The sequence below is a fragment of the Streptomyces scopuliridis RB72 genome, assembly GCF_000718095.1.
GTDB classification, from domain to species: Bacteria; Actinomycetota; Actinomycetes; order Streptomycetales; family Streptomycetaceae; genus Streptomyces; species Streptomyces scopuliridis.
Genome location: NZ_JOEI01000003.1, coordinates 108,313 through 134,272, shown reverse-complemented (window position 1 = coordinate 134,272; position 25,960 = coordinate 108,313). Strand labels below are relative to the sequence as shown.

Here is a 25,960-nt window from a genome sequence, read left to right as displayed (position 1 = left end):
GTTGGGTCGGTTGAAGGGGTCGGTGGTTTCAAGCGGGTGCGACGGGTACGGCGAGTACGGCGTGCCACGCGCCCTCCGCGTCGTCGTAGGCGTCCACGTAACCGGCCCCGGAGATGGGCCAGTCGGCGAACATCTCCTCCGGCAGCGCGAAGGACTCGACGAGGGCGGGGGCATGGCCGGCCAGCCGCGAGATGAGCTGTTCGACGGCCTCGGGCAGTTCGTCGAGATGACGGGGGGCCAGTCGGCCACCGGCCAGCAGATCGCCGCTGTTGCGGTCGATCCACTGGAGCGCGAAGAGCCGGTGCAGCGAACGCAGCAGGTCATGGGCACAGGTCGTCGACGTGTCGGAACCGGACGAGGGCGACGAGGGCGACGAGGGCGACGAGCCGGGCTCCAGTCCTGCCACCGCCACCGCGTACGCCTCGGACGCGCGCCGGTACGCGTACGCCTCCACGGCGCGCAGCGCGGCCCCGGACGCCGCGTTCCACCGCGCCAGCGAGTCGCCGTGCGGCACCTGGCTCATCCGGCGGCGGGCCCGCGCCAGCCATACGGCCTCGACGGCGACGAGGAGACCGTCCAGGAACAGCGGGTCGGTCAGCTCGCGGCGCGAGGGACCGTACGATCCGTCCCCCGGCTCCGGACCCGAAACCGCAACCGGCTCCCTACCTGGTCCCTGCCCCTGACCCTGCTCCGGACCCGGCCCCGGCCCCGGGGCCAGGGCTGCCGAGAACAGCATCTCGGCCGCCGCCTTCGCGTAGATCGCGACATTGTCGCCCTCGGCCGTGATGACGCCTTCGATACCCGCCAGCAGCTCGGTCATGCCGTTGTTCTCCAACAGCGCCTGCGCACCGCACCGTTCCCGCGACTCCACGATGACCTCACGCGCCCGCCAGCTGATCCAGCCCTTGGCGACGGCCACCAGCCGCTCGGCCTCGGCCGTACCCGCTTCCGTACGCGACTCCCAGGCGTCCAGCGCCGTACGGTGCAGCAACGTCATCCCGAAGACCATGGCCAGGGCTCCGACCAGCGGGCCGTGATGGCTGCGGTGCGCGAACACCGGTACCCGCTCCCCTCCCCTCGAACCGGAGATCCGCCGGTGCCCGCCGTACCGCACGGCGAGCGCCAGCGTGACCCGCGCCGAACCGACCGCGCACGCGCTCATCGAGAGCTTGCCCGCCGTGACCCGCCCGATCGAGGTCAGGAAACGCCGTCGGCGGTTGCTCTGCTCGCTCCGGAACACACCGTCCTCGCCGATCCGCCCCTGCGCACCGCCCAGCAGCGCGTCGCGCCCCACGAAGACCCGGTCGAACGAGGTCAGACAGTGGTCCACCGGGCTGCCCAGCCGCGCGGGCAGCCTGCGCACCCGAACGCCGGGAAGCGCCCCGACGGCATCGGTCAGCGGCGTCAGAAACAGAAAAACGCCCTGATCGGCACCGTCCACCAGCAACCGGGCCGCCACCACACCGGACTTGGGGCCGCCCACCGGGCTGGTGTTGGGCATGAACTTCTGCGCCCCGGCATGCGGCGTGCACAGGACGAAGCCGTCCCGCTCCCGGTCGTAGGCCGCCGTCGTCTCCACCGCGACCGCGTCGTTTCCATGCGCCACCTCCGTGCAGAGGAAGGTGCCGACCCGGCGCAGCGCGAAGAAGTCGGCCAGTTCCGCCGCATCCGCCGCATCCGCCGCATCCGCCGCATCCGCCGCATCCGCCGAGCCCACCGCATCCCGCGCCGTGCCGCGCGCCACTTCCTTCTCGCCCTCCGCGTGGTCGAGGAGACTGCCGAGGAACAGGTTGTAGTGAATGCCCGCGACCGTCGTGAAGGCCGGATCGACCGGGCCCAGCCACTCATGCAGCGCGGCGAGCCCGCGCGGGTCGGCCACCAGCTCCGCCGGGCTGTCGAGCGTGTCGTTGACGGTGCGCAGCCGCTCGTACGCCATCGCCAGCCGCTCCCCGGACGAGGCACCGGGCCGGCGGCGGAACGGCGCCGCGGCGGCGAGCCGACGCCACGGCGCGTGCTCCCGGTCGAAGTTCTCCCCGAAGAGCACGCGCGTCAGCGGATCCACCGTCGGGTCCGTTGAGCCCGCCTGATTCACCGAGTTCACGACAACGGCGTTGATATTTATACTCACGCCGGTATAACGATCAATCAATGGCGAAGAAACGACTCTCCCACCCGCAGAACCATGGGACATTCGTACGATCAGCTCCCTGATGTGACCTGTCGTCAGGCCTGCCGAAACGCCAGCGCCACGTTGTGCCCGCCGAACCCGAATGAGTGGCTGACCGCCGTCTCCACCCACTGCCGCCGGGGTTCCTTCGTCACACAGTCGAGGTCGAACTCGACAGCGGGCGCGTCCACGTTGGCGATCGGCGGAATCACGCCATGTTCGAGGGTGAGCACCGTCGCCACCGCCTCGATCGCCCCCGCCGCCGCCAGCGTGTGCCCCACCACCCCCTTCGGCGCCGTGACCGACGGCCGGTGCGGGTAGACCCGGTCGATCAGTGTCGCCTCCATCGCGTCGTTGAGCGGCGTCGACGTGCCGTGCGCGTTGACATGCGCGACGTCGTACGGGCTCCACCCCGCGTCCCGGAGCGCCGCCTCCACCGCCATCTGGGCCCACCGGCCGTCCGGCGCGGGCGCCGTCGGGTGGTGCGCGTCCGTACTGGCGCCCGCGCCGGCCAGCAGCGCGCGCGGCACCCGGCCCCGGGCCCGTGCGTCGGCCTCCCGTTCCAGGACGAGCATGGCGGCGCCCTCGCCGATCACGAACCCGTCCCGGTCCGACGCGAACGGCCGCGACGCCCCGCCCGGATCGCCGGTACGCGTCGACAGCGCGCCCATCCGCGCGAAGGCCGTCACCACCAGCGGGGTCAGTACGGACTCGGCGCCCCCGGCCACCACCACATCGCACTGACCGCTCGTCAGCAGATCCCTGGCCACGGCGATCGCGGTGGCCCCCGAGGCACAGGCGGTCGCCGGGGCCAGGCTCGGCCCCCGGGCCTTGAGCGCGATGGCGACCTCTCCCGCCGCCGCGTTGGGGATCATCATCGGCACGAGTACGGGGGAGACCGCCTGTGGGCCGTCCGCCTGGAGCTTCAGCGCGTTGTCGACGAGTACGGAGACGCCCCCGACGCCCACGCCGAGCACCACGCCCACCCGGCCGCCGTCCCAGCTCACAGGGTCGAGTCCGGCGTCCGCCACGGCCTGCCTGGCCGCGATCAGCGCAAGCTTCACGAACCGCGCCATCCGCCAGACCGACCGACCGCCGATCACCGCGTCGAGATCGATGCCCTCGACCGCACAGGCGAAGTCGACCGGCATTCCGGCCAGTTCCGGGCGCTGCCCGGCCACCGACCGCCCCGCGCACAGCCCCTCCCAGAAGGACCGTTCATCATGACCGGCGGGGGTCACCACCCCGAGCCCGGTCACCGCGACCGTCCCGCTCTCCTGTCCGCCCATCTGCGCGTTCCCCTGCCTGTTCCCCTGCCTGTTCCCCTGCTCGCGCCCCCGTTCAGCCGTCGGCGTCATGATCCGTTCCTTCCGTCGAGGGCCGTGGCCCGTGCGTTCTCGGGCCGTACGGCCTCGGACGTGGTCGTCGCGGGCGTTTCCGTCGCGGGCGTTTCCGTCGCGGGCGCAGTCGTCGCCGGCCAGCGCAGCGCCACCGTTCCCCAGGTGAGGCCGCCGCCGAAGGCGGTCAGCAGCATGCGGTCGCCCGCGCGGAAACGTCCCCGCGCGTCCGCGTCCGCCAGGGCGAGAGGGATGGAGGCCGCGCCGGTATTGCCCACCCGGTCGAGATGGGTGACACAGCTCCGGGCGCCGATCCCCACCCGTTCGGCGACGGCCCGCAGGATCCGGGCGTTGGCCTGGTGCGGTACGAAATGGTCGACGTCGGCGGCGTCCCAGCCCACCGTGCGCAGCAGCGAGCGGCACGAACCGGTCATCCGCTCGACCGCGTGCTGATAGACCGCCCGCCCCCGCATCCGGAAGTACTCGTCGCCCTCGGCGGACGGTTCCGCCACCGACCTCGACCGCGCCCCGCCGCCCACCACGGTGATCAGGTCATATCCCGTGCCGTCACTGCCCAGATCGAAGGCGAGCAGTTCGCCCGGATCCCCGGCCCTGCCCGCACCGATCAGCGCCGCGCCGGCGCCGTCGCCGAACACCACGCCCGACGAGCGGTCCCGGGGGTCCAGCCAGGTCGAGTACACATCGGCGCCCACCAGGAGCACCCGTTCATAGAGCCCCGACACCACCAGTCCATGGCAGACGGCGAGACCGTAGACAAAGCCGCTGCACACCGCGCCGATATCGAACGCGGGTACCGTCCCCAACCCCAGCCGCGCCGCCAGCGCCGGCGCGGTCCCCGGACAGAGATGGTCCGGCGTCGCCGTGGCCAGCACCACGGCGTCCACCTGCCCCGCAGGGGCGGACCCCACTGACCCCACCGACCCCGCCCGCCCCGGACCCGCCCCCGGCGAAGCCGCCTCCCCGACCAGCAGCCTCGCCGCCTCGTACGCGAGGTCCCCCGTGGACATCCCCGGAGCCGCCCGATGGCGGCCGGCGATGCCCGTGCGCCTACGGATCCAGGCGTCATCCACCTCCCACTCAGCGGGCAACGCTCCATTGGGGACCGGCTCCCCCGGGACCCATCCGGCGACGCCCTCAAGCACCGCCGTCCGTGACTCCACCCCCTCCCGGTTGCTCTCCGCGCGCCCCCTCGCGCGCGGGCCTCGCGCCTCCATGCGCCCGTACAGTGCGTTTCCGCTCGCCACCCACGGCCCCCATCCGGTAAACGATCACATCGACCGGATGACAAACGGGCGCGCCCGTAGGCGAGTTACTGCGCCATTTGGGGCAAAGATCGAGCCGGTTCCCACCCAGGTAGGTGAATCCGTGCCGCAGAGGTGCCGAGCCCGCTCGGAACGGGTGGCCGCCAGCGGGGGATACCGGCCCGGTCCTCCAGCAGCTCGGCCTCCTTGTACCGCTTACAGCCGTGGTGCCAGCTGAGAATCCCGGCCAGCCAGTTCTCCAGCTCCTTCACATAGCCGTCGAGCACCCGGCGCGCGTCCGCGTCGAGGTTGAAGTCGTCATAGAGCGTGGGCAGTTCGTGGGCGACGACATGCTGGAACTGGCTCATCCGCGAGTTCATCAGGTCGTCGATGATGGCGAGGGCGGTCGGGTAGTCGCAGTTGAAGAAGTTCTGCACGACGAGCACACCGTTGTGCACCTCGCCCTCGAACTCGACCTCCTTCTGGTACGAGAAGACGTCGTTCATCAGCGCCGCGTAGTCCTGAGCCGCGTTCTCCAGGGACTTCATCGGGCCGGAGCGGTAGATCTCGGGCGGCACCACCTGGCCGTGGCTCAGCCGGGACAGACTCATCGTCATGTCCGAGCCGAAGGTCTGCCGGCGCATCTCGATGTAGTCGACGGGGTCGGGGATACGGTTCTGCGCCTGATTGGCCAGCTCCCACAGCCAGCTGTCGGTCATGTCCACGACCGACTTACGGAAAACGCGGCGCGCGTCCGGGTCCAGCGGGCCCGCCGTACGGACCCACAGATCGGCCAGCCCCCGTTCCAGCCCGGTCGCGGGCACCGGCGTCTCGAAGCTCTCGACCGGCATGAACAGCGCCAGCCGGTCATTGCACGCCTTCGCGCCCGCCACATCGCGCGCGGCGCCGTAGACCACCGGGTAGTAGTCGTCGCCGTACGTCCCCCACGTCAGCCAGTCCGAGGTGAGATCGAGCCCCTCCGCCGTGGCGTCCGGATGGATACCGGCCGCGCAGAGCGGCAGATCGATACGGCGCAGCCGCCGCTCGTCCCAGACGTCCGAGCCGGGGATACCCGGCTGCGCCTCCAGGATCCCCATGCGGTGGGCCCACTCGACGGTGTGCTCCCGCGAGTGGTCCAGATGCGGGCTCAGCGACAGCCCGAACGGCATCCGGAACTCGGGCAGTACGGCGGGGCCGACCCGCTGGAACGGGATATGGCTGTGGCTGCGCACCCGCGCCGGCGCACCCGCGCCGATCGTCTTCGCGACATCGGCCGCGGCCGTACCGAGACCGACCGGCACCATCGAGAACGACGCGCCCGCCCCGCCACCGGTCCCCTGGGCGGCCTCGCCACCCGAGCCGGAACCGGCGCCGTTCATATACCGGCTGGAGCGCATATGCCACTCATGGCCGCCCGACTGCCAGTCCTGGAGCCCCTTCACATAGGCGAGGGTGTCGGCGCACGACTGCGGATCCAGCCCCTTCGCGGCGAAGAGCGGCCCCAGTTCGGTCAGCGCGGTGTTCTCGAACTGCTGGATGCGGGAGGTGAGCAGATCGTTGACCGCGTCCGCCGCCTCCTGTGTCGTACAGCCGAGGAAGGTCTCCAGGACGAGCACGCCATTGCTCAGCTCGCCCTCCTCCTCGATCTCCCGCTGGTACGAGAACAGGTCGTTGCGCAGATGGACACCGTCCGAGAACGTGTCCTTGAGAACCCGCAGCGGGCGTGAGTCGGCGATCTGCGCGGGCACTTCGGCGCTCGCCGCGTACTCGATGAGCCCCGCGGACCAGGGCGCTCCGCCGACCTTGCGGCGCATCTCGATGTACTCGACGGGATTCGCGACCCGGCGCGCGTTGATGTTCGCGAGCTCCCAGTCGGACTCGTTGAGGAGATTCTCCGTGGACTCCGCGAACCGCTGCCGCCACGCCATGGACATGCTCGGGACCGTACGCGCCCAGAGGTCCGCCAGCCCCGCCTCGACCGGATTCGTCGGCTCCGGGAATCCGGCGGCGAGATCCATCGGCATGAAGGCGGCCAGCCGTTCGAGATACGCCTTGCCGCCCTCGCGGTCCTGGGGCCGCTTGTAGACCTCCAGGAAGTGGTCGTCGAAGAAGAACACCCACACATACCAGTCCGTGACCAGCGACAACGCCGGACCGTCGCAGTCCGGATGCGTGTACGAGCAGAGCAGCGCGTAGTCATGGGAATCGAGGTCGTGCTCCTCCCAGACACCCGACCCCTCCAGCATGCCCATGTCCCTGGCCCACTGCTTGGAGTGCGCCCTGGCCTCCTCCAGGTGCGGATTGAGTCGGGCCGGATAAGCCATATAGAAATCCGGCAATTCAAACGGCTGTGTCACGGGCGAGCGGCCTTTCCCGACGGTTCCGGTGGTTTTCCCTCCGTCGTGATCTACCCCTCGCCCGACTCCGCCATCCGGACCACAAATTAGTCATATGAACACACAGCAAGCGCGTGGCGTACGCGCCCCACGGCACGGCCCGGGTGATCATCGCTGAATGAGCACCACAATCCGCCTCGCACAACAGCCCGAGGCCGATGAGCTGCTCGGCCGCAGTCCGCTGGCCGCGCTCGTCGGCATGCTGCTTGACCAACAGGTCCCGATGGAATGGGCGTTCTCCGGCCCCTACACCATCGCCGTACGCATGGGACACGACGACCTCGACGCCCGCGAGATCGCCGCGTACGACCCTGAGGCGTTCGTCGCGCTGCTCACGGACAAGCCCGCCGTGCACCGCTATCCGGGGTCGATGGCCAGACGGATCCAGCAGCTCTGCCAGTACCTCGTCGAGCACTACGACGGCGATCCCACCGCGATCTGGCGTGACGTCGCCACCGGCGCGGAGGTACGGGACCGGCTCAACGCGCTGCCCGGCTTCGGCACGCAGAAGTCCCAGATCTTCCTGGCGCTGCTGGGCAAGCAGTACGAGGTGCAGCCCAAGGGCTGGCGCGAGGCCGCGGGCGCCTATGGGGACGTGGGGTCGTACCGCTCGGCGGCGGACATCACCGGACCCGAATCGCTGGCCAAGGTACGGGCGTTCAAGCAGGAGACGAAGCGCGCGGCGAAGGCGGCGCGAGCGCCGAGGACCGACTGACCGCCGCCCGATCCGCGGCTGATCCGCGGCTGATCCACCGATACGCACCGTGAGCTGTGACACAGCTGTTCCCAGGGAGCGCGGCGCTGGCTAGCTTTCCCTCACATTTGTTCGCACCGGAAGGATCCCAGCCCCTGTGAACGCAACGTCCCGCAGACTCCTGGCAGTCGCCGCCACCACCGCGCTCGCCGCCCCGCTTCTCCTGTCCGCCTCGCCCGCCACCGCGCGCTCCCACGACCCGGCCAAGGACGCCGCCAAGGACGCGGCGAAGCTCTCCCGGAAGCTGGTGCGCGAGGCATCGGCCGGCGACGCGTACCGGCACTTGGAGAAGTTCCAGGCCATCGCGGACTCCGCCAGCGGCAACAGGGCGGCGGGCACGCTCGGCCACGACGCCTCCGCCGCGTATGTGTACAGCCAGCTGAAGAAGGCCGGTTACCAGGTCTCGTACGACACGTTCGACATCACCTATATCGAGACGCTCGCCGAGAAGCTCACGGTCACCGCGCCGACGCCGCGCGACGTCGAGATCGTGGCCATGTCGTACACGACGTCCACCAAGGAGGGCGGGATCGCGGCCGACCTCGCCGCCGTCCCGGTCGACGCGACCACCGGATGCGAGCCCGCCGACTACGCCGCCGGCGCCTTCACCGGCAAGATCGCGCTGATCCAGCGCGGCGGCTGCGACTTCGCGACGAAGCAGAAGGAAGCGGCGGCGGCCGGTGCGGTGGCCGCGGTCATCTACAACAACACCGCGGGCTCGCTCAACGGAACGCTCGGCGGCCCGGACGCCGGGAAGATCCCCACGGGCGGCATCACGCAGGCCGAGGGCCAGGCACTCGCCGCCGAGGCCGCCAAGGGCGCGGTGAAGGTCTCCCTGGACATCCGCCAGCTCCAGGAGGAGCGCACCACCCGCAATGTGGTCGCCGAGACCAAGGGCGGCAGGGCGGACCGGACGGTGATGCTCGGCTCCCATCTGGACTCCGTCACCGAGGGCCCCGGCATCAACGACAACGGCTCCGGTTCCGCCGGGCTGTTGGAGGTCGCCCTCAAGCTCGCCAAGACGCATGAGAAGCCGGCGAACAAGGTGCGCTTCGCCTGGTGGTCGGCGGAGGAACTGGGCCTGCTCGGCGCCGAGGCGTACGTCAACGGCCTCACCGCCGCACAGCGCGCGGACATCGCCCTCTACCTCAACTTCGACATGATCGCCTCGCCGAACTTCGCCCAGTTCGTGTACGACGGCGACGACTCGGACGGTGCGGGCGCGGGCCCCGGCCCCGAGGGCTCCGCCCAGCTGGAGAAGGGCATCACCGACTTCCTCGACAGCAGGAACGTTCCGCACGAGGGCACGGACTTCGACGGCCGCTCCGACTACGGGCCCTTCATCGACGCGGGCATCCCGTCCGGCGGCACCTTCACGGGCGCCGAGGGCATCAAGTCCGAGGCCCAGGCCCTGAAGTACGGCGGCGAGGCCGGTATCGCGTACGACAAGTGCTACCACTCGGCCTGCGACGACCTCTCGAACATCAATATGAAGGCGTTCGGCATTAACATCGGTGTGATCGCCAACGCGGTGGGCACCTACGCCCACGATCTGAGTTCGCTGACCAAGCCGGCGGCGAAGGCCGAAGCGGCGCGGATCCCGCTCAAGGGCGGCAAGACCGGCACTGTTTCGCACTCCCGCGGCCACACGCCCACCGCGTAGCGGGGAGACCCGACGGCGCAGCGCACCCCATTGCGTTCAGGCGGTGGGGTGCGCGGCAGTTCTGGCGCCGGAAACGAAAGTGGAGAAAACAGCTCTGCTGAACACAAGGACCGGGCCTTCGGTATTCTTGCTGTCACGGACGGGGATAATGCCCGGGATACCGGTGCCTATTTCCACGCAGTTTCCGCTGTTGTCGCCGCTGTAACTGCTCTTTACCCACGTTGTCGCTCTGAAATCGCGATTCATCATGGTGCCCGTACCCTTCCATCGCGTCATGGAGCAACGCGGCAGACTCGGAGGCGGACAGCGCATCCGCCCTCAGAACAGCATAGGTCTGTGCATGACGGCCGGTAACTTCCGGATCGTCGCTGAAGTGCCCGCGGTCAAGCGATTCCGAGTACACCCAGACATGGCCATCCGAGAGGGTGATCAGGGACATGGACGTATTGGGACGCCAAATACCCGGGAGACCCGCGGGGGCGACTTGAACACGGATGTTCGGCTGCTTTCCCACGCGCAGCAGATGTGCGCACTGATCCCGCATGACGGCCGCGCTTCCGACGGTGTTCCTGATGCAGCTCTCATCCAGGACCATGAGCAGAAGCGGCCCCTCGGGGGAGAGAAACCTGTGTTGTCTGCTGAGCCGCGCGCGCACGCGTCTCTCCAGCTCGTCCCCGCCGGCCCGGCGCGAGAGCAGCGCGCGGGCGTAGTCCTCGGTCTGCAGCAGCCCCGGCATCATCTGGGTCTGGTACTCACGGAGCGCCGTCGCCTCGGCGTCCATGGCGGCACGGCGCTTGAACCAGTCCGGATGGTCCACCTCCGGATACCAGTCGATCTTGTGCCAGAGCTTCTGCAGGATGCCGCCGGTACGCAGCACGATGTCGCACGTCTCAGCGAATTTCTCGTCAGGAACACGTGTTCCCGCTTCCACACGGGCAACGTAGGAGCGATCGCAGGGGACTTCGCCAGCCAGTGCTATTTGCGTAACACCTATGGACTCACGGCAGTGCTTGAGAACTTCGCCGAACACATCGGCCGTGCTGGCGCCTTTCTCCCCGCCCCCTGCGTTGCGTCGGCCCATGGCCGCTCCCCTCATGTCATGTGACAGATCTCGACTGGAACGCGTGCAACGTTGTGCGCCCGCCCCGCGCAACGCAACCCTTGTCCTGTGCAACGTAGTTGCATCGCCCCGAGGACGACAATGCGCGAGGAATCGAACTCAATGACACACCGTCCCCCTGAATTGGAGGCCGTGGTCCTCGGCACGACTATGCCCCGGCGGCGCCGGGCGGAACAACTACCCGCCGAAGCAGGTGAATTGCACGAGCCGGTCTATTTTCAGGGATCCCCTGGAGGGCACCAGAACGCGGCGCACGGAAAGGTGACGTGATGCCCAGGGCGACCTTGACCACCGTGCTGCTTTCAAAGACGGACTGCTGGTACTGCGAATCCTGCTGGATAAACAGCGTGGAGGCGGCACGCACCACCCAGGACGGCTGTATGGACCTGCTGTGCCTCAGATGCGCCGAGGCGAATTTCCCGAGGCGCGTGGATATCTTTCCTCCGTTCGGAATCTTCGGGCTCTCGAACCGGAAGACCGGAATGAGCAACGGAAAGCACGCGAAACCTGGCGGCCCCAAGTTACCCCCCGATCCGGGCCCGCATCCGCCGCCGAACCCGCGCCCGCAGTCCCCACCGGGCACCCCGCCCGTCTGACGGGGCCCAGGGACGGGTGGCCGGGGTGAGCCGTGCGCGCCTCACCGGACCCCTTTCGAGCGAATCAGCGGCACGCTCCGGCCGCCGACGGCCGCGTTCCTGGGGGCGCGGGCACCGGAGGGGTTGGTTCCACTCACGCTTCGCTCCCCCTTTGCCACCGAATGCGACCTTTGCACTCGGGCGCCATGGCTGCGCCCGGAGCCGCTCGCCCGGTAGGCTTTCCGTGTGATCTTCAAGCGCATCGGTAACGGGCGGCCGTATCCCGACCACGGCCGGGAAAGCACCCGGCAGTGGGCGGATGTCGCGCCGCGCCCGGTCCGCCTCGATCAGCTCGTGACCACGAAGGGTCAACTCGACCTGGAGACGCTGCTCGCCGAGGACTCGACCTTCTACGGGGACCTGTTCGCCCACGTCGTGAAGTGGCAGGGCGATCTCTATCTGGAGGACGGTCTGCACCGCGCCGTCCGCGCCGCGCTCCAGCAGCGCCAGGTGCTGCACGCGCGCGTGCTGGAGCTCGATCTGGGCTGATCCGGTCCGTATGGACAGGGTCTACGGCGAGGTCCGCGGCGGGCCGGCCCTTCGGGCACTGAGCCTTTCGGGGCCTATCGTCACCCGGACCGCGCAACCAGTTGATCATTTAGTAGGAAACACCTGCAGCGCGCACTACGCTGCGGCCATGAGCATGCTGACTCCCCCCGGCATGGGCGGAAAGTACCGCATTACGGGTTCCAAGTACCCGCGCATGCGCCGCCCCCGTCATCGTCGCAGGATCGTGCTCGCGGCCGTCGCCTCCGTCGTTGCCCTCGGCCTGGCCGGCTGGGGAACGCTGCAGCTCATCGACGTCTTCACGGGGGGCGGCACGAAAAGCGCCGCCGCCGCCCGGAAGTCCGGCTGCGAGCACTCGTCCGCGCCCGTCAAGGCGCTCCCCAAGCCCGGCCAGATCACGGTCAACGTCTATAACGCGACCCCGCGAGGCGGACTCGCCAAGACCACCGCCGACGAGCTGAAGAAACGTGGCTTCGTCATCGGCAAGGTGGGCAACGCCCCCGCCGCGTACGACAAGAAGGTCCCGGGCGCCGGGATACTGGTCGGCGGGGCGAAGCCCGAGGACGGGTTCTTCACCGTCCTCGGCGCCCAACTGAAGGGGGCCACGTCGAAGACCGACACCCGTAAGACACCGGATGTCGATCTGATCCTCGGCGCGGCCTTCAAGGAGCTGACCGAACAGAAGGACGCCGACCTGGCCCTGGCCACCGTGTCGAGCCCCGCGTCGGATCCCGCCTGCGGGGATCTGGGGGCGACCCCGAAGCACTGACCGCCGTACCTTCTTGTGGGCCCCGGTTCGCCTGCCGCGCGAACCGGGGCCCAAGGAATGTCCTACTCGGCCGTCCCGTACATACGGTCGCCCGCGTCGCCGAGACCCGGCACGATGTAGCCGTTCTCGTTGAGGCGCTCATCGACCGCCGCCGTGACGACCGTCACCGGCGTGCCCGCGAGCTCGCGCTCCATCACCTCGACGCCCTCGGGCGCCGCGAGCAGGACGACCGCGGTCACATCGTCCGCGCCGCGCTTGATCAGCTCGCGGATCGCCGCGACCAGCGTGCCGCCGGTCGCCAGCATGGGGTCGAGCACATACACCTGGCGCCCCGAGAGGTCCTCGGGCATACGGTTCGCGTACGTGGACGCCTGAAGGGTCTCCTCGTCGCGGATCATCCCGAGGAAGCCCACCTCCGCGGTCGGCAGCAGCCGCACCATGCCGTCCAGCATGCCGAGGCCGGCCCGGAGGATCGGGACCACCAGCGGGCGCGGATACGAGAGCTTCACGCCCGTCGTGCCCGTCACCGGTGTCTGGATGTCGACCTGTTCCGTCCGAACGTCCCGGGTGGCCTCGTACGCCAGCAGGGTGACCAGTTCGTCGGCGAGGCGCCGGAAGGTCGGGGAGTCGGTGCGCCGATCGCGCAGCGTGGTGAGTTTGTGCGCCACCAGCGGGTGGTCGACGACATGAATCCGCATGGCGACACAGTAACCGGGGGCCAAGGCTGTACGCGCTGCCACCGCCCGGCTGGCATCAACCCCGGTCAGCGAGGGAAGGTGTGAGAAGGCCCCGGTACGACCCCGGAGCCGAGTGAGCAGCCTGAGGTGGTGACGCTTCCATGCCGGACGAGGACCGGGAAGGCCGGGATCAGCGCGCCGAGGCGGAGGCCCGGGCGGACAGTCAGGACGACGCGCAGGAGAGCGAGGCGGAGCGCCGTCGGCGGCGCGCGCAGTTCCTGCGGGAGCTGAACGAGGCCAAGGCGCTGCGCGAGCGCGTGAAACCGCGGCAGGCCCGCGCGGCGCGGATGCGTCAGCAGATGCGGATGCGTACGTTCCGGTGGTGACCGGCCGATAGCCGCGCCCGGCGCGCGACGTACGTCACGTCCGTCCCGCATGCTCATGGAAGGCATCCGGCGCCCGGGGCCGAACAGGGGCCTAATAAAATGGCCCGACGACGCAACGGTGGAAGACCTCTCGCGAAGCGTTCGTTTCTGCCACGATTCCGAGTGGGCGGGGCAGACCAGCGCACCGCCGGATCGTCACACCTCTGACCAGTGGGAGAGTCACGGTGTACTTCGCCGCACTGCTCGCGCGCACCGAAGACGGGTGGGAAGCGAGCGACACAGAGCTCGACGATGTGGAGACCTTGTCGGACCTGACCGACTTGGCCCGCGAAGCCTCGGTGGACGAGGACACGGTGCTCGTGTTTATCGAGCAGGAGGATGCCTGGTTCGGCATCCTCCGCGTGGAGGGCGAGGAAGACCCTCGCATCTACGTCTCCGACGCGGCCGCGGCCGCACGCTCCTCGTACGGGGAGATCCTCATTGATGAACTGCTCGGCAGGGACGACGACGACCCGGCCGACGACTTGGACACGCTGGACCTCGACGGTACGGAGGACGGCGAACCGGACGAGAACGACGAGGAGGAAGAGGACATTCCCGTGAAGAACGGGGAGACCGTGCCCGCGGGAGCCGTCGGCGACCGCGAGATTCTCACCGACCTCGGCCTGTCCGAGGCCGATCTGCTGGCGCTGGATTCCGACGCGATGGCCGAGATCGCGGAGGCTCTGGGAGCCGCCGAGGTGCTGGAGACCGTCCGATAGTGATCCGGCACGACCCCGCGCCCGATCCGGTACGCGCACCGTGGCGGGCGGCCATGCGCCTTGCCCTGGAGGAGGCGGCACGGGCTGCCCTGTCCGGTGATGTACCGGTCGGCGCCGTCGTGCTGTCCCCGGACGGCACGGTGCTCGCCACGGGCCACAACGAACGCGAGGCCACGGGCGACCCGACGGCACATGCGGAGATCCTGGCGATCCGCAGGGCCGCCGGGAAGCTCGGAGCCTGGCGGCTCACGGAGTGCACGCTGGTCGTGACCCTGGAGCCGTGCACGATGTGCGCGGGCGCGATCGTCCAGTCCCGGCTGGACCGCGTGGTGTTCGGCGCGCTCGACGAGAAGGCGGGGGCGGCCGGCTCGCTCTGGGATGTCGTACGGGACCGGCGGCTCAACCACCGGCCCGAGGTAATCCACGGGGTGCTCGCGGAGGAGTGCTCCGAGCTGCTGACGTCGTTCTTCCGGGATCGCTGACCGGTCGTCCGGCAGCCGCTGACCAGCCATCCGGCGGCTTTCGGGCCGCTCTCGGGATATCGATTTCGGAGCACGGCACACCTTGGGCTAAGCTCTCTCTCGGTAGCGTGTCCGAGCGGCCGAAGGAGCTCGCCTCGAAAGCGAGTGTGGGGAAACTCACCGAGGGTTCAAATCCCTCCGCTACCGCTCTTGGAAGGGCCCCGGCGCAGTGCGCCGGGGCCCTTCCGGCATGTATGGGCCAGGAAGTCCGGCGTCCGGGACCGGAGCGGTGCGGGAGAACGACCGCTGGGCACAGGCGTTCATACGGTTAGACTCACGCGCGACCGCACTGGGGAGACAGGGGAGGAAGCGGCGGATGGGGCAAGCGAGAAAGATCGTGCTGTACGCGGTCGCCGTTTTCGTGCTGTACACGATCATCACGTCGCCTGCCCGGGCCGCCGATCTTGTCCAGGTAGGGTTCGAGGGCATTTCGAGCGCCGCCCAAGGTGTCGGCGAGTTCATGTCCGAGCTCATCAACTGACCGACATTCAGCCACGGACCGGTCCGCGCTCCCTCCCTCTCTCCTCCGCGTCCTCCAAGGAGTGCCCGTGATCCGCCACCTGGTCCTCTTCAAGCTCAATGAGGGTGTCTCGCGCGACGAGCCGCGCGTCGTCGCGGGGGCGGAGGCCTTCAAGGAGCTCGGCGGGCAGGTGCCCGAGGTGGAGTTCTGGGAGTGCGCCTGGAACATCACCGACCGCCCGATCGCCTATGACTTCGCCATCAACTCGGCCGTCTCCGACCGCGATGCGCTCCAGCGCTATCTGGACCATCCGGCGCACCAGGCGGGCGTCGCGCAGTGGCGTGAATTCGCCACCCGGGTGATCGCCGACTACGAGTTCTGAGCCGTCCGCCTCCTCGCCCCGCACCCATTCGGTGTGGGGCTTTTGAGGTTTATTGCTCCATTTTGCCGTCAACACGGTTTTTTCAGGTGCTTGCACACAGTGGACATGTCTTGTGATGCTATGACCGCTTTTGACGGATGAGTTGACGTAGTCGACCGCAAAGGGGTGGCGTCACCGTGCCGGCCAGTACTACGCCTCAACTGCTGCCCCAGATCGAGACCGAGCCCCGCCCCACGTCGCAGAGCCGGGGCGCGGACACCAGGGCACTGACCCAGGTCCTCTTCGCCGAACTGAAGGAGCTTGAGCCGGGCAGCGAGGAACACACCCGCGTACGCGGAGCGCTCATCGAGGCGAATCTGCCGCTGGTGCGGTACGCGGCGGCCCGGTTCCGCAGCCGCAACGAGCCCATGGAGGATGTCGTCCAGGTCGGCACGATCGGTCTGATCAACGCCATCGACAGGTTCGACCCGGACCGCGGGGTGCAGTTCCCCACGTTCGCGATGCCGACCGTCGTCGGCGAGATCAAACGCTACTTTCGGGACAATGTGCGGACGGTCCATGTCCCGCGTCGGCTGCACGAGCTGTGGGTACAGGTCACCGGCGCGACCGAGGACCTGACGACGGCGCACGGCCGTTCCCCCACGACCGCCGAGATCGCCGAGCGGCTGAAGATCTCCGAGGACGAGGTACTGGCCTGTATCGAGGCGGGGCGCTCGTACCACGCGACCTCACTGGAGGCCGCCCAGGAGGGCGACGGGCTGCCGGGCCTGCTGGACAGGCTCGGTTACGAGGACCCGGCGCTGGCCGGGGTCGAGCACCGCGATCTGGTGCGGCATCTGCTCGTACAACTGCCCGAGAGGGAGCAGCGGATCCTGATGCTGCGCTATTACAACAACCTGACGCAGTCACAGATCAGTCAGGAATTGGGGGTTTCCCAGATGCATGTGTCAAGGCTTCTGGCCAGAAGTTTTGCCCGGCTGCGATCCGCAAATCGGATCGAGTCGTAACTCTCAGGGGTAGACCCGCTTCGACTCCTCTTCGCGGTCCGAAAAGCCCCACACCCCCTCTTTCCAGGGCGGATTCAGCGCTTACTTGTCGACATGTCACTACAGCGTGTTGCCGACATGTGACATTCTGCTGGAACCGCGTTTGCCGCAGTCCCGGCGCCGGTATTCAGGTGGAGGCTGCGTTCCACCGACGGGAGCGGCCGACGCGACCGTCCGCGACCTCAAGGGGGTGGCATGTCCGTAGAACAGGGCAGCTCGAAGGTGCTCACGCTCACAAAGAGCGCTCCCGCGCCCGATGCTCTCGACCACGTGGTCCAGCCGCGTGTGTCCCAGCCGGAAGCCATCGACACCCGCACTCTGTCCCGCTCCCTGTTCCTGCGGCTCGCCGTGCTGGATCAGGACAGCCCGGAGCGCACCTACGTACGTGACACCCTCATCGAGCTGAATCTGCCGCTGGTGCGGTACGCGGCGGCCCGGTTCCGCAGCCGTAACGAGCCGATGGAGGACATCGTCCAGGTCGGCACGATCGGCCTGATCAAGGCGATCGACCGGTTCGACTGCGAACGCGGCGTGGAATTCCCGACGTTCGCGATGCCGACCGTCGTCGGCGAGATCAAACGGTTCTTCCGGGACACTTCCTGGTCGGTGCGGGTGCCGCGCCGGCTCCAGGAGCTGCGTCTCGCGCTGACGAAGGCCAGCGACGAGCTGGCGCAGAAGCTGGACCGCTCGCCGACCGTCCCCGAACTCGCCGCCGTACTGGGCGTGTCGGAGGAGGACGTGGTCGACGGCCTCGCGGTCGGCAACGCGTACACCGCGTCCTCGCTGGACTCGCCCTCTCCGGAGGACGACGGCGGGGAGGGCTCGCTCGCGGACCGGCTCGGCTACGAGGACATGGCGCTGGAGGGCGTCGAGTACCGCGAGTCGCTCAAGCCGCTCCTGGCCAAACTGCCGCCCCGCGAGCGGCAGATCATCATGCTCCGGTTCTTCGCGAACATGACCCAGTCGCAGATCGGCGAAGAGGTGGGCATCTCCCAGATGCATGTCTCGCGGCTGCTGACCCGTACGCTCGCGCAGCTGCGGGAAGGGCTGATCTCGGACTGAGGCCCGCGGACCCCGCCCCTCGCCCGTTCTCGGGCGATGTCGCGGGCGGGGTTCGGAAACGACCGGACCGGGTCAGGCGAAGGCCAGCCAGGCCACCACGGCCAGGACCACGACGGCCGCGACAACGCCGACGATCACTCCGGCCTTCGGCCCGCTCTGCTGAGGCGGCGCCTGCCGGCGCTGCGGCTCGCCGTCGTCGACGAACGCACGGAACATCTGGGTGCTGCCCGCGGGGTCGGGATTGCCCTCGGGGCCCTGCGGGGCATGGGGATTGTGTGCCATACGCCAGGACCCTAGCGAACGCGCGGACCCCGTCCAACGCCGGGCCCGACGCTGACTGATATGGCGCTGCCCGCCGACTGATACGCCCCCCTTTGCCAGGTCGACCGCTCCCCTTGCCGGGCCGATCGCTCCCCTTGCCGGGCCGACCGGTGCTCCCTTTGCCAGGACGGACAGCCCCCGCGCCGGGCATTGACCTCGGCCATGCGAAGCCTTTTGGGTTCCTTTACTCCACTCAGCCCGTTTTCGTTTGCCTGCAGCAACCAACGGCTTCTATGGTTCTATGGTTGCTCTAAGCAACAAGATGTCGGGAGGGCCCATGGCCGCAGCACAGAGTCAGTACGCGGAACTGGCCCGACAGCTCAGTGCCATCGGCGCCGTCAAACGAGGGCTGGCGCGCATCCTGCCCGCCGAGTGCCCGGCCGGCACGGCCGCCGTACTGACCCTGCTCGACCGCCACGGCGAGATGCGGATGAGCCGCCTCGCCGAGCTGCTCGCCGTCGACATGTCGGTGACCAGCAGACATGTCGCCCATGCCGCCGAGCGCGGCTGGATCGAGCGGTCCCCGGACCCCGCGGACAAGCGCTCACGCATCCTGCGGCTCACGCCGGCGGGCGCGGAGCTGATCGACGAGCTCGCCCGGCGGACGACCGAGATGTTCGCGCGCACGCTCGACGACTGGACCGACGACGAGGTCGGGCAGCTGGTGACGATGCTGGAGCGGCTGCGCAGCAGCTTCGGCGACTGCCGGGACTGGCGTTACCACGATTCGTACACCCGTACACCCATGCGGCAAGAAACGTAAGACAAGGAATTCAATGGCTACGACCACACCAGCGGGTGTGCGGGGCGGCCACGCCAAGCGCGGAGGCGGCGCCCCCGCCTCCGCGAGCGGTGCGCCGATGACACACCGTCAGATCATGGAGGCGCTCTCCGGGCTGCTTCTGGGCATGTTCGTCGCGATCCTGTCGTCGACGATCGTCTCGAACGCCCTGCCGGAGATCATCTCCGACCTCGGCGGCGGACAGAGCGCCTACACCTGGGTGGTGACCGCGTCGCTGCTGGCGATGACGGCGACCACCCCGCTGTGGGGCAAGCTCTCCGACCTCTTCAGCAAGAAGCTCCTGGTTCAGATATCCCTGGTCATCTATGTCTCGGGCTCGATCGTGGCCGGCCTCTCGCAGAGCGCCGGGATGCTGATCGCCTGCCGGGTGGTCCAGGGCATCGGCGTCGGCGGTCTCTCCGCCCTCGCCCAGATCGTGATGGCCGCGATGATCGCGCCGCGCGAGCGGGGCCGGTACAGCGGCTACCTCGGCGCGACCTTCGCCGTCGCCACCGTCGGCGGCCCGCTGCTCGGCGGTGTCATCACCGACACCTCGTGGCTGGGCTGGCGCTGGTGCTTCTACGTGGGCGTCCCGTTCGCCTTCATCGCGCTGGTCGTGCTCCAGAAGACCCTGAAGCTCCCGGTCGTCAAGCGCGAAGGGGTCAAGGTCGACTGGTTCGGAGCCTTCTTCATCAGCGCGGCCGTCTCGCTGCTGCTGGTCTGGGTCACCTTCGCGGGCAACAAGTACGACTGGATCTCGTGGCAGTCGTACGCGATGGTCGGCGGATCGGTGCTGCTCGGCGCCGCGTTCATCCTCGTCGAGTCGAAGGCGCGCGAGCCGATCATCCCACTGCGGCTCTTCCGTAACCGCACGATCACGCTGGCCTCGCTGGCCTCGCTCTTCGTCGGTATCGCGATGTTCGCCGGCACGGTGTTCTTCAGCCAGTACTTCCAGCTGGCCCGCGACAAGTCGCCGACGATGTCCGGTGTCATGACGATCCCGATGATCGGTGGCCTGTTCGTCTCCTCCACCGTCTCGGGCATGATCATCACCAAGACGGGACGCTGGAAGATCTGGCTGGTCAGCGGTGGTGTGCTGGTGACGGCAGGGCTCGGGCTGCTGGGCACCCTGCGGTACGACACCCCGTACTGGCACATGGCGATCTATATGGCCCTGATGGGTCTCGGCGTCGGCATGATGATGCAGAACCTGGTCCTGTGCACACAGAACCAGGTCTCCCCGGAGGACCTCGGCGCCGCCAGTTCCACCGTCACCTTCTTCCGCTCGCTGGGCGGTGCGGTCGGTGTCTCGGCGCTGGGCGCGGTGCTCGGCAACCGGGTCACGCACTACGTCAAGGAGGGTCTGGCCGACCTGGGCCCGCAGGGCGCGGCCCTCGGCCACGGCGGCACCGGTGGCGGCGGCATCCCGAACCTGGACACGCTGCCCGCCCCGATGCGGCAGGTCATGGAGGTGGCGTACGGCCATGGCGTCGGCGATGTCTTCCTCTACTCGGCACCGGCCGCGCTGGTCGCGCTGCTGCTGACGCTGTTCATCAAGGAGGTCGCGCTGAAGTCGCGGGCCGGCGGTGAGACGGCGGAGGTCGCGGCCCCCGCCGCGCCGATCGCGACGACCGCCGCGATACCCGCGCTGTCCGAAACGACGCCGTCCCTGGCGGCGGCGCCCGTGGCGGCGGTGTCCGGAACGGCAGCGGCTTCTGGAGGGACCATGACAGCCGGCTCGGCTGAAACGTCGTTCGCGGCACCCGCGCCGGGCACCGCCGTACAGGGTGTGGTGCTCGGTTCCGAGGGCACGCCGGTGCCCCGCGCCGCCATCACCCTGATCTCCCTGGCCGGACGGCAGCTGGCCCGCTCGGTCGCCCAGTCCGACGGCGGCTATGTCCTGGACGCGCCGGGCGCCGGCTCGTACGTACTGATCGCCTCCGCCGACGGCTTCCAGCCGCAGGCGTCCACGGTGGTCGTCGGGGACGGACCGCTCTCGTACGACATCCTGCTCTCCGGTACGAGCGGCCTCACCGGGGCCGTGCGCGCCGCGGACGGCGGGTACCCGATCGAGGGCGCGATGGTGATCGTGACCGATGTGCGCGGCGATGTGCTGGCCACCGGGAAGTCGTCCGAGCAGGGCGAGTTCGGCTTCAGTGAGCTGGTCCCCGGTTATGTGACCGTCGCGGTGAACGCCGCCGGCTACCGTCCGCTGGCCCTGCCGGTGGAGATAGGCGGCCAGGGCGTCACCCGTGTCGAGGCGGTCCTCCTCTCCGGCGCCCTGGTCCAGGGCACGGTCAGGGCCGGCGCGGCCCGCCGCCCGGCGCACGACGCCCGGGTGACGCTGGTCGACGCGGCCGGGAACGTGGTCGCGACGGCGACGACCGGGGAGGACGGGGCGTACGCCTTCGCCGACCTGGACTCGGGTGAGTACACGGTCATCGCGACCGGCTACCCGCCGGTGGCGGGCTCGCTGACGGTCACCGGCCGCGGGGTCGACGGCCACGACATCGAACTCGCCCACCCCGGCGAGTAGGTCCCGGACAGGGCCTAGTCGAAACCCCCGGACCGCGTGGCGCTTGTAGCGGGCGCCGCGTCGGTCCGGTGCGGAAACGGGCTCCGGTGGCGGGGGGCGGCAGGCAGGGGACGGCCTGCCGCCCCCGGCCGGGGCCCGGCTCCTTGTGAGACCGAGGGACCGAGGGAGAGAGAAACGGGATGGGACTTCGCGGACAGGTACGGACGCGGGACGGCTGGGCCGTGCAGCACGCGGTCGTGACCATGACCGATATGAGCGGTACGCAGGTGCTGCGGGAGGGGGCCGACGAGAACGGCGCGGTACGGACCGACGCGGCGCTGGCGCCGGGCCCGTACACCGTGGTCGTGACGGCCGTCGGTTACGCGCCCGTCGCCTCCACAGCGCTGGTCACGGCGAGCGGGCGCGCCGAGGTCGGCACGGTGGTCCTGGCCAGGCAGGGCGGGGTCGAACTGCCGCCGCCGGGCGCCTGGAGCCTGGATCCGGCGCACTCGGCGGTGAGCGCGGTGGCCCAGCATCTGGGGATCTCCAGCGTGCGCGGGCGGTTCACGGAGTTCGGGGGACGGATCGAGATCTCGGAGGGCGCAGGAGCCCCGGGTGGCGCGGGGAGCGCAGGGGGCTCGGGAAGCGCGGGAGGGGCGTACGGAGTTGAGGCGTCGCGCGTCGACGCGGTGATCAGCGCGGCGAGCATCGACACCGGCAACGCGCTGCGGGACAAGCACCTCAAGTCGCCCGACTTCCTGGACGTGGAGCGCTTCCCGGAGATCACGTACAGCAGTACGGGGCTGACCCCGGCGGGCCCGGACCGCTGGACGGTGCACGGAGTGCTGTCGCTGCACGGCGTCGTACGCGAAGTGGACCTGGACCTGAGCTATCTGGGCACCGGACCCGACCCGTGGGGCGGGGTACGGGCGGCCTTCCGCGCGACCACGGAGCTGCGCCGGGAGGACTTCGCCATGAACTACAACCAGGTGGTGCAGGCGGGGATCTCGGCGATCGGGACGACGCTGCGGGTGGAGCTGGACATCCAGGCGGTGCAGGGCGAGTCCCTGCCGGGCGTGTGATCGCACGGGCAGAGTGTGGTTGCGGGGGCAGAGTGTGCTTGCAGGGGCAGAGTGTGCTTGCAGGGGCAGAGTGTGGTTGCGGGGGCGGGGTGTGATCTCGGGGCGGGATGTGATCGCTGGGGCAGGGTGTACCTGAGGCGAGGGGTGTGGTTCCCGGCGGGCGGGCTCCGAGGTCGTAGGCTGCGCGGCATGGCACCGAATATCGCAACGAATACGGCCGTTGACCTCGCCGGGCTGCTGGAGTTCGTACGCCCCAGGCACCGCGCGATCCTGCTGACCACCCGTTCCGACGGCCGGCCGCAGGGCTCCCCGCTCTCCTGCGGCGTCGACGACTCGGGCCGGATCGTCGTCTCCACGTACCCGGAGCGCGCCAAGACGCGGAACGCCAAGCGGGACGAGCGGGTGAGCGTGATCGTCCTGTCGGACGACTGGAACGGTCCGTGGGTCCAGGTCGACGGTACGGCCGAGGTGATCGACTCGCCGGAGTCGGTGGAGCCGCTGGTCGAGTACTACCGGAACATCGCGGGCGAGCATCCTGACTGGGACGAGTACCGGGAGGCGATGGTGAAGCAGGGGAAGTCCATCATCCGGATCACCCCGGAGCGCTGGAGTCCGCTGGCCACCGGCGGCTTCCCGGCCCGTCTCGTCTCGTAGGAGAGGGCCGGCCGTCACGTAGGCCCCGTCCCCGGATTCAGTCCTGGGCCCCGTCCCCGCTCGGGTCGCGGGGCCCGTCCTCCGCCCCGGCGCGGGGCCCGGCGGAGGCCCGGTCGCGCTCCCGCATCGTCTCGATGCCCGCGATGAGGAGCTCGATCGCGACCGTGAAGTCGCGTTGGCGCATCTCCGCCACCGTATCGCCGCCACGCGCCTCCATCAGTTCGTCCGCGTCCCCGAACGACTCCTGGAACCGCGGCTGTTCACTGATGGCGCCCATCGCCTGCCGGAAGTACTCGTCCTGGGTCAGCCCGGCGTCGGCACAGCGCTGGACGAAGTGGCCCTCGATCGTGCCGAATCCGTACACGAACTGGAAGACCGCCGCCAGCCCGCCCATCCGGCTGTGCGGCGCCAGGCCCGTCCGGGCCATGACGGCCTGCACAGCCGCCGAGAAGACCATCGAGTGCGGGCCGATGTTCAGATATCTGCCGATGAGCGGCGAGACCCAGTGGTGCCTGACCAGCACCTCCCGGTAGCTGGTGGTCAGTTCGCGCAACTGGTCGCGCCAGTCGGCGTCCTCGTCCGTCATATCGGGGACCCGGACCTCGCCGAAGACGGAGTCCAGGGCGAGTTCCAGGAGGTCGTCCTTGGTGTCGACGTACCAGTAGAGGGACATGGCGGTCACCCCGAGCTCCGCGGCCAGCCGCCGCATGGAGAACTTCGCCGGGCCCTCCGTGTCGAGCAGCCGTACCGAGACCGCCGTGATGCGGTCGCGGTCCAGGCCGGCGGGATGGTCCGAGTTCTCGCTTCTGCGGCCGCGGCCCGCGGGCTTTCCCTCCAGCCAAACGCTGGTACGGGTCGGCCGCTTGGCGCGATCGGCTTCCGGCACCATGGGTGAGCCTCCTCGTTCCCGCCGGCCGGGCTTCGGCCGGACTCCACTTCCCTGCCCGGCTCAGGCCCCCGGCCGGCTCAGGCCCCCGGCCGTCCGTCTCCGGGACCGGGGCGACGACCGGGGCGACGACCAGGTGATCCGATGAGCCGGAGCATCCGATGAGCCGGAGCCCGGACGCCTGCCGCTCTTCCGATGCTATGCCGCCCCTGACACAGAGTCGGACGGGGAGCCCGACGACGAGGCCGGCGTGGGGTTCGCGCGCTCGGCCCTGCGCAGCAGCAGCGCGGCCAGCAGACCGCCCGCCAGCACGGCCACGGCCCCGACCAGCTGGCTCGTCTCCAGGCTCGACGCGAACGCGTCGGAGATGCTCAGCCGCTCCGCCTCCCCGTCCGCCGCCGCGAGTGCGGCGGGCAGCGAGGCGGCCCCCACCGCCGCCGGGACGAGCGCGGCGAAACGGGAGTTGAGCACGGCTCCCAGGACGGCGACGCCGAGACCGTTGCCGAACTCGGCCAGCGTGCCGTTGATGCCCGCGCCGACCCCGGCCTTCTCCGGCGGGATCGCGCTCATGATGGCGTTCGCCATGGCCGGCATGGAGAAGGCGACACCCGCGCCCATCACGATCAGGCCGAGCAGCATCCCGCCGTAACCATGGGCTCCGAGCACCGCGATCGCGGCGAGCCCGGCGGACACCAGGACCATGCCGAGCGCGATGGTGCCCGGCGTGCCGAGCTTCCGTACGGCCAGCGCGCCGACGCCCGCGAGGTTCAGGACGATGACGCTGACCGCGAGCGGAGCCGTACGCAGACCGGCGTCCAACGGCCCGTAGCCCAGAACGAACTGGAGATGCTGGGTCAGCAGGAAGAGCGAGCCGGTCATCCCGAAGGCGACCAGCACAGCCCCCGCCACCGCCCCGACGAAGCGCTGGTCGCGGAAGAAGTGCATGTCCAGCATCGGATACGGGACGCGCAGCTCCCAGAACACGAACAGGCCGAGAACGACCAGGCCGACGGAGGCCGAGAGCAGCACCTGACCGGAGAGCCAGCCGTGGTCGGGCCCGGAGATGATCGCGTACACGACGGCGGTCATGCCGATGGTGGAGAGCAGCGCGCCGAGCAGATCGGGGCGGTCGCCCTCCTTGCTCTTCGACTCCGGTACGAGCGCGGTGACCGCGATCACTCCGAGCACCGCGACGGGGATGTTGATCAGGAAGATCGCGCCCCACCAGAAGTGGTCGAGCATGGCTCCGCCGATCAGCGGACCGGCGGCGAAGCCGAGGGAGTTGACGGTCGACCAGATGCCGATCGCCTTGACGCGCTCGGTGTTGTCGAACAGTTGGACTACGACGGCGAGGGTCGTGGTGATCAGCAGCGCGCCCCCGACGCCCATTCCGGCGCGGGCGGCGATCAACTGGGTGCTGGACTGGGCGAGTCCGGCGGCCAGTGAACCGATCCCGAACAGTACGAGGCCCACGATCAGCAGCTTCTTGCGGCCGTACCGGTCGGCGGCGTTGCCCGCGGTGAGCAGCAGGCCCGACTGGACGAGGGAGTAGGCGTTGATCATCCACTGGATGTCGGCGGTGGAGGCGTGCAGTTCGCGGGTGAGGGACGGGATCGCGACGCTGAGGACGGTGTTGTCGAGCAGCACGGTGAGCTGGGCGAGACAGATGACACCGAGGATCAGCCAGCGCTGCGGGTGACGTGCGGGGGCGGTGTGGTGCTCGGCGGCTGTCGCCGTCATGGAGAACTCCTTGTACGGTGTACGGGAACCGTCGCCGTACACCGTACAAGAGTCTCCCTTACGCCGTATAGCGTTT

At 69.4% G+C, this 25,960-nt stretch carries 25 protein-coding genes and 1 tRNA gene; 16 read left to right on the top strand and 10 right to left on the bottom strand.

Annotated elements, in window-relative coordinates; all coding sequences use genetic code 11:
* Window positions 1-28: 28 nt before the first annotated feature.
* From IF11_RS0103850 to IF11_RS0103835, 4 genes are all read right to left on the bottom strand, one after another.
* A complete protein-coding gene (locus IF11_RS0103850; RefSeq protein ID WP_078490416.1) occupies window positions 29-2,191 on the bottom strand; it encodes an acyl-CoA dehydrogenase family protein in 2,163 nt (720 codons plus the stop codon).
* A 32-nt stretch (window positions 2,192-2,223) separates the two neighbouring features.
* A complete protein-coding gene (locus IF11_RS0103845; protein ID WP_030349966.1) occupies window positions 2,224-3,456 on the bottom strand; it encodes a beta-ketoacyl-[acyl-carrier-protein] synthase family protein in 1,233 nt (410 codons plus the stop codon).
* 65 nt (window positions 3,457-3,521) lie between these two features.
* Window positions 3,522-4,667 (bottom strand): beta-ketoacyl-ACP synthase 3, encoded by a 1,146-nt coding sequence (locus IF11_RS0103840; protein WP_063759121.1) that lies wholly within the window; start codon window positions 4,665-4,667, stop codon window positions 3,522-3,524.
* 167 nt (window positions 4,668-4,834) lie between these two features.
* Complete coding sequence (locus IF11_RS0103835) at window positions 4,835-7,123, bottom strand: family 2 encapsulin nanocompartment cargo protein terpene cyclase (RefSeq protein WP_030349964.1); 2,289 nt, start codon at window positions 7,121-7,123, stop codon at window positions 4,835-4,837.
* A 157-nt stretch (window positions 7,124-7,280) separates the two neighbouring features.
* Between IF11_RS0103835 and IF11_RS0103830 the strand changes: the two genes are divergently transcribed.
* Both IF11_RS0103830 and IF11_RS0103825 read left to right on the top strand, forming a co-directional pair.
* Complete coding sequence (locus IF11_RS0103830) at window positions 7,281-7,877, top strand: HhH-GPD-type base excision DNA repair protein (protein WP_030349963.1); 597 nt, start codon at window positions 7,281-7,283, stop codon at window positions 7,875-7,877.
* 136 nt (window positions 7,878-8,013) lie between these two features.
* Window positions 8,014-9,579: a M28 family metallopeptidase gene (locus IF11_RS0103825; RefSeq protein WP_240627510.1), complete on the top strand. Its 1,566-nt coding sequence runs from the start codon at window positions 8,014-8,016 to the stop codon at window positions 9,577-9,579.
* 36 nt (window positions 9,580-9,615) lie between these two features.
* Here IF11_RS0103825 and IF11_RS41865 read toward each other — a convergent pair whose 3' ends face one another.
* Window positions 9,616-9,756 (bottom strand): DUF397 domain-containing protein, encoded by a 141-nt coding sequence (locus IF11_RS41865; protein ID WP_240045375.1) that lies wholly within the window; start codon window positions 9,754-9,756, stop codon window positions 9,616-9,618.
* A complete protein-coding gene (locus IF11_RS41530) occupies window positions 9,713-10,660 on the bottom strand; it encodes a helix-turn-helix domain-containing protein (RefSeq protein WP_030349961.1) in 948 nt (315 codons plus the stop codon). The genes IF11_RS41865 and IF11_RS41530 overlap by 44 nt, the downstream gene beginning before the upstream one ends.
* A gap of 860 nt (window positions 10,661-11,520) precedes the next feature.
* Between IF11_RS41530 and IF11_RS0103815 the strand changes: the two genes are divergently transcribed.
* Together IF11_RS0103815 and IF11_RS0103810 are read left to right on the top strand one after the other, a co-directional pair.
* Entirely contained in the window at window positions 11,521-11,823 is a 303-nt protein-coding gene (locus tag IF11_RS0103815; protein WP_023540426.1) for a type II toxin-antitoxin system VapB family antitoxin, read from the top strand.
* 148 nt (window positions 11,824-11,971) lie between these two features.
* A complete protein-coding gene (locus IF11_RS0103810) occupies window positions 11,972-12,610 on the top strand; it encodes a LytR C-terminal domain-containing protein (protein WP_037726964.1) in 639 nt (212 codons plus the stop codon).
* A gap of 62 nt (window positions 12,611-12,672) precedes the next feature.
* On the opposite strand, the gene upp is transcribed toward IF11_RS0103810, so the two are convergent.
* Window positions 12,673-13,308: a uracil phosphoribosyltransferase gene (gene upp / locus IF11_RS0103805; protein WP_030349959.1), complete on the bottom strand. Its 636-nt coding sequence runs from the start codon at window positions 13,306-13,308 to the stop codon at window positions 12,673-12,675.
* Window positions 13,309-13,448: 140 nt separating this feature from the next.
* On the opposite strand from upp, the gene IF11_RS0103800 reads away from it, so the two are divergent.
* The 8 genes from IF11_RS0103800 to IF11_RS0103765 all read left to right on the top strand — a co-directional run bounded on the left by IF11_RS0103800 (window position 13,449) and on the right by IF11_RS0103765 (window position 17,905).
* The gene (locus tag IF11_RS0103800) at window positions 13,449-13,673 is read left to right on the top strand and encodes a hypothetical protein (protein WP_030349958.1); all 225 of its coding nucleotides are present in this window, start codon (window positions 13,449-13,451) and stop codon (window positions 13,671-13,673) included.
* Window positions 13,674-13,897: 224 nt separating this feature from the next.
* Window positions 13,898-14,434: a tRNA adenosine deaminase-associated protein gene (locus tag IF11_RS0103795; protein WP_030349957.1), complete on the top strand. Its 537-nt coding sequence runs from the start codon at window positions 13,898-13,900 to the stop codon at window positions 14,432-14,434.
* 53 nt (window positions 14,435-14,487) lie between these two features.
* Window positions 14,488-14,916, top strand: a complete 429-nt coding sequence (gene tadA / locus IF11_RS0103790; RefSeq protein ID WP_078490448.1) for a tRNA adenosine(34) deaminase TadA — start codon at window positions 14,488-14,490, stop codon at window positions 14,914-14,916.
* A gap of 101 nt (window positions 14,917-15,017) precedes the next feature.
* Window positions 15,018-15,102 (top strand) — tRNA-Ser (locus tag IF11_RS0103785).
* A 169-nt stretch (window positions 15,103-15,271) separates the two neighbouring features.
* Window positions 15,272-15,436, top strand: coding sequence for a hypothetical protein (locus tag IF11_RS41205; RefSeq protein ID WP_165371796.1), 165 nt, complete (start codon window positions 15,272-15,274; stop codon window positions 15,434-15,436).
* Between the two features lie 67 nt (window positions 15,437-15,503).
* Window positions 15,504-15,797, top strand: a complete 294-nt coding sequence (locus IF11_RS0103775; protein WP_030349955.1) for a Dabb family protein — start codon at window positions 15,504-15,506, stop codon at window positions 15,795-15,797.
* Between the two features lie 176 nt (window positions 15,798-15,973).
* Window positions 15,974-16,804, top strand: coding sequence for an RNA polymerase sigma factor SigF (locus tag IF11_RS0103770; RefSeq protein WP_030349954.1), 831 nt, complete (start codon window positions 15,974-15,976; stop codon window positions 16,802-16,804).
* A 234-nt stretch (window positions 16,805-17,038) separates the two neighbouring features.
* Window positions 17,039-17,905: an RNA polymerase sigma factor SigF gene (locus IF11_RS0103765; RefSeq protein ID WP_030349953.1), complete on the top strand. Its 867-nt coding sequence runs from the start codon at window positions 17,039-17,041 to the stop codon at window positions 17,903-17,905.
* Between the two features lie 72 nt (window positions 17,906-17,977).
* Here IF11_RS0103765 and IF11_RS0103760 read toward each other — a convergent pair whose 3' ends face one another.
* Window positions 17,978-18,187 (bottom strand): hypothetical protein, encoded by a 210-nt coding sequence (locus tag IF11_RS0103760; protein ID WP_030349952.1) that lies wholly within the window; start codon window positions 18,185-18,187, stop codon window positions 17,978-17,980.
* A 316-nt stretch (window positions 18,188-18,503) separates the two neighbouring features.
* On the opposite strand from IF11_RS0103760, the gene IF11_RS0103755 reads away from it, so the two are divergent.
* The 4 genes from IF11_RS0103755 (at window position 18,504) to IF11_RS0103740 (ending at window position 23,258) form a co-directional block, all read left to right on the top strand.
* On the top strand, window positions 18,504-18,989 hold the full coding sequence (locus IF11_RS0103755) for a MarR family winged helix-turn-helix transcriptional regulator (protein ID WP_106979099.1): 486 nt from the start codon (window positions 18,504-18,506) through the stop codon (window positions 18,987-18,989).
* Between the two features lie 97 nt (window positions 18,990-19,086).
* Entirely contained in the window at window positions 19,087-21,543 is a 2,457-nt protein-coding gene (locus tag IF11_RS0103750) for an MFS transporter (protein ID WP_478212515.1), read from the top strand.
* A gap of 179 nt (window positions 21,544-21,722) precedes the next feature.
* Window positions 21,723-22,604 (top strand): YceI family protein, encoded by an 882-nt coding sequence (locus IF11_RS0103745; RefSeq protein WP_030349949.1) that lies wholly within the window; start codon window positions 21,723-21,725, stop codon window positions 22,602-22,604.
* 189 nt (window positions 22,605-22,793) lie between these two features.
* Complete coding sequence (locus IF11_RS0103740; RefSeq protein WP_030349948.1) at window positions 22,794-23,258, top strand: PPOX class F420-dependent oxidoreductase; 465 nt, start codon at window positions 22,794-22,796, stop codon at window positions 23,256-23,258.
* 37 nt (window positions 23,259-23,295) lie between these two features.
* Here IF11_RS0103740 and IF11_RS0103735 read toward each other — a convergent pair whose 3' ends face one another.
* Together IF11_RS0103735 and IF11_RS0103730 are read right to left on the bottom strand one after the other, a co-directional pair.
* Complete coding sequence (locus tag IF11_RS0103735; RefSeq protein WP_051745460.1) at window positions 23,296-24,147, bottom strand: TetR/AcrR family transcriptional regulator; 852 nt, start codon at window positions 24,145-24,147, stop codon at window positions 23,296-23,298.
* A gap of 195 nt (window positions 24,148-24,342) precedes the next feature.
* A complete protein-coding gene (locus tag IF11_RS0103730) occupies window positions 24,343-25,884 on the bottom strand; it encodes an MFS transporter (RefSeq protein WP_030349946.1) in 1,542 nt (513 codons plus the stop codon).
* Between the last annotated feature and the right edge of the window lie 76 nt (window positions 25,885-25,960).